The 13382-nt window shown below is 45.9% G+C and carries 8 protein-coding genes; all 8 read left to right on the top strand.

Annotation, left to right across the window (positions count from 1 at the left end; all coding sequences use genetic code 11):
- The first annotated feature begins 115 nt into the window (after positions 1-115).
- The 8 genes from rpoB (at position 116) to G9F48_RS18550 (ending at position 13329) form a co-directional block, all read left to right on the top strand.
- Entirely contained in the window at positions 116-3697 is a 3582-nt protein-coding gene (gene rpoB / locus G9F48_RS18585; RefSeq protein ID WP_003156440.1) for a DNA-directed RNA polymerase subunit beta, read from the top strand.
- Positions 3698-3759: 62 nt separating this feature from the next.
- Positions 3760-7359, top strand: a complete 3600-nt coding sequence (gene rpoC / locus G9F48_RS18580) for a DNA-directed RNA polymerase subunit beta' (RefSeq protein WP_007410398.1) — start codon at positions 3760-3762, stop codon at positions 7357-7359.
- 168 nt (positions 7360-7527) lie between these two features.
- On the top strand, positions 7528-7776 hold the full coding sequence (locus G9F48_RS18575) for a 50S ribosomal protein L7ae-like protein (RefSeq protein ID WP_003156443.1): 249 nt from the start codon (positions 7528-7530) through the stop codon (positions 7774-7776).
- Positions 7777-7891: 115 nt separating this feature from the next.
- Positions 7892-8308, top strand: a complete 417-nt coding sequence (rpsL, locus tag G9F48_RS18570; RefSeq protein WP_003156445.1) for a 30S ribosomal protein S12 — start codon at positions 7892-7894, stop codon at positions 8306-8308.
- 40 nt (positions 8309-8348) lie between these two features.
- Positions 8349-8819, top strand: a complete 471-nt coding sequence (rpsG, locus tag G9F48_RS18565; RefSeq protein ID WP_003156447.1) for a 30S ribosomal protein S7 — start codon at positions 8349-8351, stop codon at positions 8817-8819.
- A 52-nt stretch (positions 8820-8871) separates the two neighbouring features.
- Complete coding sequence (fusA, locus tag G9F48_RS18560; RefSeq protein WP_007410399.1) at positions 8872-10950, top strand: elongation factor G; 2079 nt, start codon at positions 8872-8874, stop codon at positions 10948-10950.
- 119 nt (positions 10951-11069) lie between these two features.
- Positions 11070-12260: an elongation factor Tu gene (gene tuf / locus G9F48_RS18555; protein WP_003156451.1), complete on the top strand. Its 1191-nt coding sequence runs from the start codon at positions 11070-11072 to the stop codon at positions 12258-12260.
- A gap of 103 nt (positions 12261-12363) precedes the next feature.
- Positions 12364-13329 carry an alpha/beta fold hydrolase gene (locus tag G9F48_RS18550; RefSeq protein WP_165409942.1) on the top strand — a complete coding sequence of 322 codons (966 nt, stop codon included), beginning with the start codon at positions 12364-12366 and terminating at the stop codon, positions 13327-13329.
- Positions 13330-13382 lie beyond the last annotated feature (53 nt).

Genomic DNA, 13382 nt, shown 5'->3' with positions numbered 1-13382 from the left:
TGGATGTGGTTTTCTTAATTAGAAACCCTTTTTTCTTTTGTCTTGTAAAAGTATTTCTTTATCGTAAGAGATGCTTATTACACATATAATACGCATGATTTGAGGGGTGAATCAGTTGACAGGTCAACTAGTTCAGTATGGACGACACCGCCAGCGCAGAAGCTATGCTCGCATTAGCGAAGTGTTAGAATTACCAAATCTCATTGAAATTCAAACCTCTTCTTATCAGTGGTTTCTTGATGAGGGTCTTAGAGAGATGTTTCAAGACATATCACCAATTGAGGATTTCACTGGTAACCTCTCTCTAGAGTTCATTGACTACAGTTTAGGAGATCCTAAGTATCCCGTTGAAGAGTCAAAAGAACGTGATGTGACTTACTCAGCTCCGCTAAGAGTGAAGGTTCGTTTAATTAACAAAGAAACTGGAGAGGTAAAAGACCAGGATGTCTTCATGGGTGATTTCCCTATTATGACAGATACCGGTACTTTTATCATCAACGGTGCAGAACGTGTTATCGTATCTCAGCTTGTTCGGTCTCCAAGTGTATATTTCAGTGGTAAAGTAGACAAAAACGGTAAAAAAGGTTTTACCGCGACTGTCATTCCAAACCGTGGCGCATGGTTAGAATACGAAACTGATGCGAAAGATGTTGTGTATGTCCGCATTGATCGCACACGTAAGTTGCCGGTTACGGTTCTTTTGCGTGCTCTCGGCTTCGGTTCCGACCAAGAGATTCTCGATCTCATTGGTGAGAACGAATATCTCCGCAATACACTGGATAAGGACAACACCGAAAACAGTGACAAAGCGCTTCTTGAAATCTATGAGCGCCTTCGTCCCGGAGAGCCGCCTACAGTAGAAAACGCAAAAAGCTTGCTGGATTCCCGTTTCTTCGATCCGAAGCGATACGACCTTGCGAATGTAGGACGCTATAAAATTAATAAAAAGCTTCATATCAAGAACCGCCTGTTTAACCAGCGCCTTGCAGAAACACTGGTGGATCCGGAAACCGGTGAAATTCTCGCTGAAAAAGGGCAGATTCTTGACAGAAGAACACTTGATAAAGTATTGCCATACTTAGAAAATGGAATCGGCTTCAGAAAACTTTATCCTAACGGCGGCGTTGTCGAGGATGAAGTGATGCTTCAATCCATTAAAATCTATGCTCCTACTGATGCAGAAGGAGAGCAGACGATCAATGTGATCGGCAATGCTTACATCGAAGAGGCGATTAAAAACATTACGCCTGCTGATATTATTTCTTCTATCAGCTACTTCTTCAACCTCCTGCACGGAGTGGGCGACACTGATGATATCGACCATCTCGGAAACCGCCGTCTGCGTTCTGTAGGTGAGCTCCTGCAAAACCAATTCCGTATCGGTTTAAGCCGGATGGAACGTGTCGTACGTGAAAGAATGTCTATTCAAGACACGAATACAATTACGCCGCAGCAGCTGATTAACATCAGACCTGTTATTGCGTCTATTAAAGAGTTCTTCGGAAGCTCACAGCTTTCTCAATTCATGGATCAGACGAACCCGCTTGCTGAATTGACGCACAAACGCCGTCTGTCAGCTCTCGGACCGGGAGGTTTGACACGTGAGCGCGCAGGGATGGAAGTACGTGACGTTCACTACTCTCACTACGGCCGTATGTGTCCGATTGAAACGCCTGAGGGCCCTAACATCGGTTTGATCAACTCATTGTCATCATTTGCGAAAGTAAACCGCTTTGGTTTCATTGAGACGCCATACCGCCGCGTTGATCCTGAAACAGGAAAAGTAACGCCTAGAATCGACTACCTGACTGCTGATGAAGAGGATAACTATGTCGTAGCCCAAGCGAATGCTAAGCTGAGCGATGACGGCTCTTTCTTGGATGACAGCATCGTAGCGCGTTTCAGAGGGGAAAACACCGTTGTAGCCCGCAACCGCGTGGATTACATGGACGTATCTCCTAAACAGGTTGTTTCTGCTGCGACAGCATGTATTCCGTTCTTGGAAAACGATGACTCGAACCGCGCCCTCATGGGAGCGAACATGCAGCGTCAGGCTGTGCCTTTGATGCAGCCGGAAGCGCCGATCGTCGGAACGGGTATGGAATACGTATCCGGTAAAGACTCCGGTGCAGCCGTTATTTGTAAACACCCTGGTATCGTAGAACGGGTGGAAGCGAAAAACGTATGGGTGCGCCGCTATGAAGAAATTGACGGTCAAAAAGTAAAAGGCAACCTGGATAAGTACAGCTTGCTGAAATTCGTCCGCTCCAACCAAGGTACGTGCTACAACCAGCGTCCGATTGTAAGTGTCGGCGATGAAGTAGTCAAAGGAGAAATCCTTGCTGACGGACCTTCAATGGAGCTTGGTGAACTTGCTCTCGGCCGCAACGTAATGGTCGGCTTCATGACATGGGACGGTTACAACTATGAGGATGCCATCATCATGAGTGAACGCCTTGTGAAAGATGATGTATACACATCTATTCACATTGAAGAATATGAATCAGAAGCACGTGATACAAAGCTTGGGCCGGAAGAGATCACCCGCGATATTCCAAACGTAGGGGAAGACGCGCTTCGCAACCTTGATGACCGCGGAATTATCCGTATCGGTGCGGAAGTCAACGACGGAGACCTTCTCGTAGGTAAAGTAACGCCTAAAGGTGTAACTGAGCTTACGGCTGAAGAACGCCTTCTTCATGCGATCTTTGGAGAAAAAGCGCGTGAAGTCCGTGATACTTCTCTCCGTGTGCCTCACGGCGGCGGCGGAATTATCCACGACGTAAAAGTCTTCAACCGTGAAGACGGCGACGAACTTCCTCCGGGAGTGAACCAGCTTGTACGCGTATATATCGTTCAGAAACGTAAGATTTCTGAAGGTGATAAAATGGCCGGACGTCACGGAAACAAAGGGGTTATCTCGAAGATTCTTCCTGAAGAAGATATGCCTTACCTTCCTGACGGCACGCCGATCGATATCATGCTTAACCCGCTGGGTGTACCATCACGTATGAATATCGGTCAGGTATTAGAACTTCACATGGGTATGGCTGCCCGCTACCTCGGCATTCACATCGCGTCACCTGTATTTGACGGCGCGCGTGAAGAAGATGTGTGGGAAACACTTGAAGAAGCAGGCATGTCAAGAGACGCTAAAACAGTTCTTTATGACGGCCGTACGGGAGAACCGTTCGACAACCGTGTATCAGTCGGAATCATGTACATGATCAAACTGGCGCACATGGTTGATGATAAACTTCATGCCCGTTCTACAGGTCCTTACTCACTTGTTACGCAGCAGCCTCTCGGCGGTAAAGCCCAATTCGGCGGACAGCGTTTCGGTGAGATGGAGGTATGGGCGCTTGAAGCTTACGGCGCAGCTTACACGCTTCAAGAAATCCTGACTGTGAAGTCCGATGACGTGGTCGGACGTGTGAAAACATATGAAGCCATCGTCAAAGGCGACAATGTTCCAGAGCCTGGTGTTCCGGAATCATTCAAAGTATTGATCAAAGAGCTTCAAAGCTTAGGTATGGACGTAAAAATCCTCTCAGGCGATGAAGAAGAAATAGAAATGAGAGATCTAGAAGACGAGGAAGATGCGAAACAGGCTGACGGCCTTGCATTATCAGGTGATGAAGCGCCGGAAGAAACAGCATCTCCAGACGTTGAACGTGACGCAGTAACGAAAGAATAGTCTCTGATTGATAAAGGCAAGTGACATCGGTTAATCCGAAGATAAAAAGGGAGGTAGGCCCCTTGCTAGATGTGAACAATTTTGAGTATATGAACATCGGTCTTGCTTCACCGGATAAAATCCGTTCATGGTCTTTTGGTGAAGTGAAAAAGCCTGAAACGATAAACTATCGTACGTTGAAACCTGAAAAGGACGGCCTGTTCTGCGAACGCATTTTCGGACCGACTAAGGACTGGGAATGTCATTGCGGCAAGTACAAGCGGGTTCGTTATAAAGGCGTAGTTTGTGACCGTTGCGGAGTTGAAGTAACGCGGGCTAAAGTCCGTCGTGAGAGAATGGGGCATATTGAACTGGCTGCCCCGGTTTCTCACATTTGGTATTTCAAAGGTATTCCGAGCCGTATGGGTCTTGTATTGGATATGTCACCGCGTGCGCTGGAAGAAGTTATTTACTTTGCTTCTTACGTCGTAACTGACCCGGCCAATACACCGCTCGAAAAGAAACAGCTTTTATCTGAAAAGGAATACCGTGCGTATCTGGATAAGTACGGAAACAAATTCCAAGCCTCTATGGGTGCGGAAGCCATTAATAAACTTCTGCAGGACATCGACCTTGTCAAAGAAGTTGATATGTTAAAAGAAGAGCTGAAGACTTCTCAAGGACAGCGCCGTACACGTGCGATCAAACGCCTTGAAGTGCTTGAAGCCTTCCGTAATTCAGGAAACAAGCCGTCTTGGATGATCCTCGACGTGCTTCCGGTTATTCCGCCTGAATTAAGACCGATGGTTCAGCTTGACGGCGGACGTTTCGCAACGTCTGACCTGAACGACCTTTACCGTCGTGTCATCAACCGTAATAACCGTTTAAAACGTCTGTTAGACCTCGGCGCGCCAAGCATCATCGTTCAGAACGAAAAACGTATGCTTCAGGAAGCAGTCGACGCTCTGATTGACAACGGACGCCGCGGCCGTCCGGTTACCGGACCGGGTAACCGTCCGCTTAAATCTCTTTCTCATATGCTGAAAGGGAAACAAGGGCGTTTCCGTCAGAACCTTCTCGGTAAACGTGTAGACTACTCAGGCCGTTCCGTTATCGTCGTAGGCCCGCACCTGAAAATGTATCAGTGCGGTTTGCCGAAGGAAATGGCGCTTGAGCTCTTCAAGCCTTTCGTCATGAAAGAGCTTGTTGAAAAAGGCCTTGCTCACAACATCAAGAGCGCAAAACGCAAAATCGAACGCGTGCAGCCTGAAGTATGGGATGTACTTGAATCTGTCATTAAGGAGCATCCGGTCTTACTGAACCGTGCCCCTACTCTTCACAGATTAGGTATCCAGGCTTTCGAACCGACGCTTGTTGAAGGACGCGCCATCCGTCTTCACCCGTTAGTATGTACAGCTTATAACGCTGACTTTGACGGTGACCAAATGGCGGTTCACGTACCTTTATCAGCTGAGGCTCAAGCTGAGGCGCGCATTCTGATGCTTGCGGCCCAAAACATCTTGAACCCTAAAGATGGTAAACCGGTTGTTACGCCGTCTCAGGATATGGTATTAGGAAACTACTACCTGACGCTTGAGCGCGCCGGAGCAGTCGGCGAGGGTATGGTTTTCAAAAATACGGACGAAGCGCTTCTTGCTTATCAAAACGGTTATGTTCACCTTCATACGAGAGTAGCTGTTGCAGCGAACTCCCTTAAGAATGTGACATTTACTGAAGAACAGCGTTCAAAATTGTTAATTACAACTGTCGGTAAGCTCGTCTTCAATGAAATTCTTCCGGAATCATTCCCTTACATGAATGAACCAACGAAGAGCAACATTGAAGAGAAGACACCTGACCGTTTCTTCTTAGATAAAGGTGCTGACGTAAAAGCTGTGATTGCTGAGCAGCCGATCAACGCACCGTTTAAAAAAGGCATTTTGGGTAAAATCATCGCGGAAATCTTTAAACGATTCCATATCACGGAAACGTCTAAAATGCTTGACCGCATGAAAAACCTCGGTTTCAGATATTCAACGAAAGCCGGCATCACAGTAGGGGTTTCTGATATCGTCGTTCTCGATGATAAACAGGAAATCCTTGAAGAAGCACAAAGCAAAGTGGATAATGTTCTGAAACAGTTCAGACGCGGTTTAATCACCGAAGAAGAACGTTATGAAAGAGTCATTTCAATTTGGAGTTCAGCGAAAGATGTTATCCAAGGCAAACTGATGAAATCATTAGACGAAGTCAACCCGATCTACATGATGAGTGACTCAGGAGCCCGTGGTAACGCATCTAACTTTACGCAGCTTGCGGGTATGCGCGGTCTGATGGCCAACCCGGCTGGACGAATCATTGAATTGCCAATTAAATCAAGTTTCCGTGAAGGTCTGACGGTATTGGAGTACTTTATCTCCACTCACGGTGCGCGTAAAGGTCTTGCCGATACCGCCCTGAAAACAGCTGACTCAGGTTACCTTACACGCCGTCTTGTTGATGTTGCGCAGGATGTTATCATTCGTGAAACAGATTGCGGAACTGACCGCGGTATTCTTGCAAAACCGCTTAAAGAAGGTACGGAAATCATCGAGCGTCTGGAAGAGCGTCTGATCGGACGTTTCGCCAGAAAACAGATCAAACATCCTGAAACGGGTGCTGTGCTCATTAACGAAAACGAATTGATCGATGAAGATAAAGCGCTGGAAATCGTTGAAGCCGGAATCGAAGAAGTGTGGATCCGTTCTGCGTTCACATGTAACACTCCTCATGGTGTATGTAAACGATGCTACGGACGAAACCTTGCAACCGGAACTGATGTTGAAGTCGGCGAAGCAGTAGGTATTATCGCCGCTCAATCTATCGGTGAGCCTGGAACACAGTTAACGATGCGTACGTTCCACACAGGCGGGGTTGCCGGAGACGATATCACACAAGGTCTTCCGCGTATCCAAGAGCTTTTCGAAGCGCGTAATCCTAAAGGTCAAGCGACGATTTCTGAGATTGACGGTACAATTGCCGAAATCAATGAAGTCCGCGACAAACAGCAGGAGATTGTTGTTCAAGGCGCTGTTGAGACCCGTTCATACACGGCACCTTACAACTCGCGCCTGAAAGTGGCTGAGGGTGATCAGATTACCCGCGGTCAAGTGCTGACAGAAGGTTCAATCGATCCGAAAGAACTTCTTAAAGTCACTGACCTGACAACGGTTCAGGAATATCTTCTGCATGAGGTTCAGAAGGTTTACCGTATGCAGGGGGTTGAAATCGGCGATAAACACGTAGAAGTAATGGTTCGCCAGATGCTTCGCAAAGTCCGTGTAATCGATGCCGGAGATACTGATGTTCTTCCTGGCACATTGCTTGATATTCACCAATTCACAGAAGCGAACAAAAAAGTGCTGCTTGAAGGCAACCGGCCTGCTACAGGGCGTCCTGTCCTTCTCGGTATCACAAAAGCTTCACTCGAGACAGATTCATTCTTGTCTGCCGCATCATTCCAAGAAACAACACGCGTTCTTACGGATGCAGCGATTAAAGGCAAGCGCGATGAGCTTCTCGGCCTGAAAGAAAATGTTATCATCGGTAAACTGGTTCCGGCCGGTACCGGTATGATGAATTACAGAAAAGTAAAACCTGTTTCAAACGTTCAGCCTTCGGAAGATATGGTTCCGGCTGAATAATAGAAACTGCTGCAGGAAAGGCTGTTTCGACAGCTTTTCCTCAGTATTACAATTATTCTGGCGGGGGACTGCACTAAAAAATGTCATACGTTGTTGACATCCGTCCCGCAGAGTGATAATATAACCAAGGTGCTCGAAATAAAACCTGTTACTTTGGAGGATATGTTTATGTCTTATGATAAAGTATCACAGGCCAAATCAATTATTATTGGTACGAAGCAAACAGTGAAAGCTCTAAAACGAGGTTCAGTGAAGGAAGTCGTCGTGGCAAAAGACGCGGATTCAGTTCTTACGGCTGGCGTTATCCAGCTTGCAAAGAACCAAAATACCGCTGTCTGTATGGTGGATTCCATGAAAAAGCTCGGCAAAGCCTGCGGAATTGAAGTGGGAGCAGCAGCTGTTGCCATTATGTTATAGCGTACTTTTTGTTTTTATATAAGATATCAATCTTGTGTAAAGACATTGTTTTTTGCCTAATGATGAACCACCTGGGTATGTGGGTTATAAAACGTAATGAAGGGAGGAACACAACATGCCTACAATTAATCAGCTAATTCGCAAGGGACGCGTGAGCAAAGTTGAAAACTCTAAGTCACCTGCACTAAACAAAGGATACAACAGCTTTAAAAAAGAGCACACTAACGTATCTTCTCCACAAAAACGCGGGGTATGTACTCGTGTGGGTACAATGACACCGAAAAAACCGAACTCAGCACTTCGTAAATATGCTCGTGTTCGTTTGACTAACGGAATCGAGGTTACTGCCTACATTCCTGGTATCGGTCACAACCTGCAAGAGCACAGCGTTGTACTGATCCGCGGCGGACGTGTAAAAGACTTACCGGGGGTACGCTACCACATCGTTCGTGGCGCGCTTGATACTGCCGGAGTTGAAAACCGTGCGCAAGGCCGTTCTAAATACGGTACGAAACGTCCTAAAGCAAAGTAATAATAATAAATCATTAAAACTATGAAGGGAGGATATTCAGATGCCACGTAAAGGTCCTGTAGCAAAAAGAGATGTTTTACCTGATCCGCTTTACAACTCTAAGCTGGTATCCCGCCTGATCAACAAAATGATGATCGACGGTAAAAAAGGTAAATCTCAAACAATCCTATACAAGTCATTCGATATCATTAAAGAACGCACTGGCAATGATGCAATGGAGGTTTTCGAACAAGCATTGAAAAACATCATGCCTGTACTTGAAGTAAAAGCACGCCGTGTAGGTGGAGCTAACTACCAAGTGCCTGTAGAAGTTCGTCCTGAACGCCGTACAACTCTTGGTCTTCGCTGGTTGGTTAACTATGCGCGTCTTCGCGGAGAAAAAACAATGGAAGAGCGCCTGGCTAACGAAATTCTTGATGCAGCTAACAACACTGGTGCTGCCGTTAAGAAACGTGAAGACACTCACAAGATGGCAGAAGCGAACAAAGCATTTGCTCACTACCGCTGGTAGGATTTATATAATCAAAATAATAATTCCCTAATAAGGAAGGAGAAATTACCCAATGGCAAGAGAGTTCTCCTTAGAAAAAACTCGTAATATCGGGATCATGGCTCACATCGATGCCGGTAAAACGACTACTACAGAACGGATCTTGTTCTACACAGGCCGTATCCATAAAATTGGCGAAACTCACGAAGGTGCTTCGCAAATGGACTGGATGGAGCAGGAACAAGAACGCGGTATCACAATCACTTCTGCAGCAACGACTGCACAGTGGAAAGGTTACCGTGTAAACATCATCGATACACCGGGACACGTAGACTTCACAGTTGAAGTTGAACGTTCACTCCGTGTACTTGATGGTGCGGTTGCCGTACTTGATGCTCAATCAGGTGTTGAGCCTCAGACAGAAACAGTATGGCGCCAAGCAACAACTTACGGAGTACCCCGCGTTGTATTTGTCAACAAAATGGACAAAATCGGCGCAGACTTCCTTTACTCTGTAGGCACTTTAAGAGACCGTCTTCAAGCTAACGCTCACGCAATTCAATTGCCGATCGGCGCTGAAGACAACTTCGAAGGTATCATCGACTTAGTAGAAAACGTTGCGTATTTCTACGAAGATGACCTTGGAACTCGTTCAGATGCGAAAGAAATCCCTGAAGAGTACAAAGAGCAAGCTGAAGAGCTTCGCAGCAGCCTGATTGAAGCTGTAGCTGAGCTTGATGAAGAGCTTATGGAAAAGTACCTTGAAGGTGAAGAAATCACTATCCCTGAACTGAAAGCTGCTATCCGTAAAGGTACACTGAATGTTGAATTCTACCCTGTACTTGTTGGTTCTGCTTTCAAAAACAAAGGTGTTCAGCTTGTACTTGATGCTGTTCTTGACTACCTTCCTGCGCCAACTGATGTTGCTGCAATCAAAGGTGTACGTCCTGACACAGATGAAGAGATCGTTCGTCATTCTTCTGATGAAGAGCCGTTCTCTGCACTTGCATTTAAAGTTATGACTGACCCTTATGTCGGTAAGCTGACATTCTTCCGCGTATATTCCGGTACACTTGATTCCGGTTCATATGTAAAGAACTCTACAAAAGGCAAGCGTGAGCGCGTAGGACGTATCCTTCAAATGCACGCTAACAGCCGTGAAGAGATCTCTACTGTTTACGCTGGAGACATCGCAGCTGCTGTAGGTCTAAAAGATACTTCTACTGGAGATACTCTATGTGATGAAAAGGATCTTGTAATCCTTGAATCAATGGAATTCCCAGAGCCTGTTATCGACGTAGCGATTGAGCCTAAATCAAAAGCTGACCAAGATAAAATGGGTATCGCTTTAGCGAAACTTGCTGAAGAAGATCCTACATTCCGTACACAAACAAACCCTGAAACGGGTCAAACAATCATCTCTGGTATGGGTGAGCTTCACCTTGATATCATTGTTGATCGTATGAAGCGTGAGTTCAAAGTTGAAGCTAACGTTGGTGCTCCTCAAGTTGCGTACCGTGAGACATTCCGTACCGGTGCAAAAGTTGAAGGTAAATTCGTACGTCAATCAGGCGGACGCGGTCAGTTCGGTCACGTTTGGATCGAATTTGAACCGAACGAAGAAGGCGCTGGCTTTGAATTCGAAAACGCAATCGTCGGTGGTGTTGTTCCTCGTGAATACATCCCAGCCGTACAAGCAGGTCTTGAAGACTCTCTTGAAAATGGTGTCCTAGCCGGATTCCCGCTAATCGACATCAAGGCGAAACTTTTTGATGGATCTTACCATGATGTTGACTCAAACGAAATGGCGTTTAAAGTCGCTGCTTCTATGGCATTGAAAAATGCAGTCAGCAAATGTAACCCAGTTCTTCTTGAACCAATCATGAAAGTTGAAGTTGTTATTCCTGAAGAATACATGGGAGACATCATGGGTGATGTTACTTCTCGTCGCGGACGCGTAGAAGGTATGGAAGCTCGCGGTAACGCTCAAGTTGTGCGTGCGATGGTACCTCTTGCTGAAATGTTCGGTTACGCTACTGCCCTTCGTTCTAACACGCAAGGACGCGGTACGTTCACAATGTTCATGGATCACTACGAAGAAGTGCCGAAGAGCATCGCTGAAGAAATTATCAAAAAAAATAAAGGCGAATAATTGATTTTGCCACTTAACTCAAGTATAACTACTATTGTAAGATGAGGAAGTGAGAGCTTGCTTTCACTTTCTATCACTCTATACATTACTAATTAAAAGCTCTTAAGGAGGATTTTAGAATGGCTAAAGAAAAATTCGACCGTTCCAAATCACATGCCAATATCGGTACAATTGGACACGTTGACCATGGTAAAACAACATTAACTGCTGCTATCTCAACAGTACTTCATAAGAAATCTGGTAAAGGTACAGCTATGGCGTACGATCAAATTGATGGTGCTCCAGAAGAACGTGAGCGCGGTATCACAATCTCTACTGCACACGTTGAGTACGAAACTGACACTCGTCACTATGCACACGTTGACTGCCCAGGACACGCTGACTATGTTAAAAACATGATCACTGGTGCTGCGCAAATGGACGGAGCTATCCTTGTAGTATCTGCTGCTGATGGCCCAATGCCGCAAACTCGTGAGCACATCCTTCTTTCTAAAAACGTTGGTGTACCATACATCGTAGTATTCCTTAACAAATGCGACATGGTAGACGACGAAGAGCTTCTTGAGCTTGTTGAAATGGAAGTTCGCGATCTTCTTAGCGAATACGACTTCCCTGGTGATGATGTACCAGTTGTTAAAGGTTCTGCTCTTAAAGCTCTTGAAGGCGATGCTGAGTACGAAGAAAAAATTCTTGAACTTATGGCTGCAGTTGATGAGTACATCCCAACTCCAGAACGCGACACTGAAAAACCATTCATGATGCCAGTTGAGGACGTATTCTCAATCACTGGTCGTGGTACAGTTGCTACTGGCCGTGTAGAACGCGGACAAGTTAAAGTCGGTGACGAAGTTGAAATCATCGGTCTTCAAGAAGAAAACAGCAAAACAACTGTTACAGGTGTTGAAATGTTCCGTAAGCTTCTTGACTACGCTGAAGCTGGAGACAACATCGGTGCACTTCTTCGCGGTGTAGCTCGTGAAGACATCCAACGTGGACAAGTACTTGCTAAACCAGGTACAATCACTCCACACAGCAAATTCAAAGCTGAAGTTTACGTTCTTTCTAAAGAAGAGGGTGGACGTCATACTCCATTCTTCTCTAACTACCGTCCTCAGTTCTACTTCCGTACAACTGACGTAACTGGTATCATCAATCTTCCAGAAGGCGTAGAAATGGTTATGCCTGGAGATAACACTGAAATGATCGTTGAACTTATCTCTACAATCGCTATCGAAGAAGGAACTCGTTTCTCTATTCGTGAAGGCGGACGTACAGTTGGTTCAGGCGTTGTTTCTACAATCACTGAGTAATCGACTCGTTCATTAATACGGGGTCCCTTATGGGGCCTCGTTTTTTTGTTTCCCTGCTGATTCCATGTATAATAGAACGTATACAAATTTTAGGAGAAGACCGATGGACGATAACTTCAAGAAAACCAATCGTATTTCAATGCTTCAGCAATTGCTGATTAATGGCAGTGAACAAACCATTATGATTAATGGTGATGACAGGAGTAATCCGCTGCTTTTGTTTTTGCACGGCGGTCCCGGCACGCCTCAAATCGGCTATGCGAGAAAATACCAGAATAAGCTGGAAAAGCATTTCACCGTTGTGAACTGGGATCAGAGAGGGGCGGGTCTTTCTTATTCAAAGGAAATTCCGGGTTCATCTATGACTTTGGATCAGCTGACAGCTGACACCATTCATCTGACCGAACGCTTATGCAAGCAATTCAGCAGGCAAAAAATATATATCGCCGGCTATTCGTGGGGTTCAGTTCTGGCGCTTCAAGTTCTTCAAGAGAGACCTGATTTGTATTATGGGTATATCGGTATCAGTCAGGTGGTTAATATTCAAAAGGAAGAAACGGAAGCCTACCGGATGATGATGAAATGGAGCAGGCAACGCAAACATTTCCTGTTGGAAAAGACGCTGAGCTTTATCGGAGCACCTCCATGGGAGAAACAGCTGCAGCGAACGTTGTTTCTGCTTTGTATCGAGATGAGGGGAGGAGGCTTTACCCATCATCCGATCGGCGCTCTTAAAGCAGGGGGGCGAATGCTGTTTGGTGAACCGTACGGTGTGAGGGGGAGCTTCTTAGCCGCGCGGGGACAAATGTTCAGCCTGAAACACCTATGGGAGGATCTCATTTCCTTTGATGCAGGGGAATCAGTTTCTTCTATTGTAATACCGTGCTGTTTTATGTCAGGGAGATATGATTTGACGGTTCCGGGGACGACGTCTTATGAATATTATCAGAAGGTTGATACGCCGTATAAAGAATGGCATTGGTTTGAGAACTCAGCCCATTCGCCTCACTTGGAGGAACCGGATCGCTTTGCCGAAGTTGTCAGCCGGTTCGCATCGTTCCATCTCTGAAAGAAAACAGTCATATCCTTGATTAATCATGGTATCACCTGTATAATAATCAA

Source organism: Bacillus sp. EKM420B (genome assembly GCF_011065565.1).
Classification (GTDB): domain Bacteria; phylum Bacillota; class Bacilli; order Bacillales; family Bacillaceae; genus Bacillus; species Bacillus velezensis.
The sequence above is the reverse complement of the archived record's forward strand: the minus strand, read 5'-3'. Positions and strand labels throughout refer to the sequence as shown.

What these genes read in the sequence shown, in the direction of transcription:
- G9F48_RS18575 (WP_003156443.1), top strand. Translation starts at nt 7,528, where the DNA reads ATGTCTTATGATAAAGTATCACAGGCCAAATCAATTATTATTGGTACG.
- tuf (WP_003156451.1), top strand. Translation starts at nt 11,070, where the DNA reads ATGGCTAAAGAAAAATTCGACCGTTCCAAATCACATGCCAATATCGGT.
- fusA (WP_007410399.1), top strand. Translation starts at nt 8,872, where the DNA reads ATGGCAAGAGAGTTCTCCTTAGAAAAAACTCGTAATATCGGGATCATG.
- G9F48_RS18550 (WP_165409942.1), top strand. Translation starts at nt 12,364, where the DNA reads ATGGACGATAACTTCAAGAAAACCAATCGTATTTCAATGCTTCAGCAA.
- rpsL (WP_003156445.1), top strand. Translation starts at nt 7,892, where the DNA reads ATGCCTACAATTAATCAGCTAATTCGCAAGGGACGCGTGAGCAAAGTT.
- rpsG (WP_003156447.1), top strand. Translation starts at nt 8,349, where the DNA reads ATGCCACGTAAAGGTCCTGTAGCAAAAAGAGATGTTTTACCTGATCCG.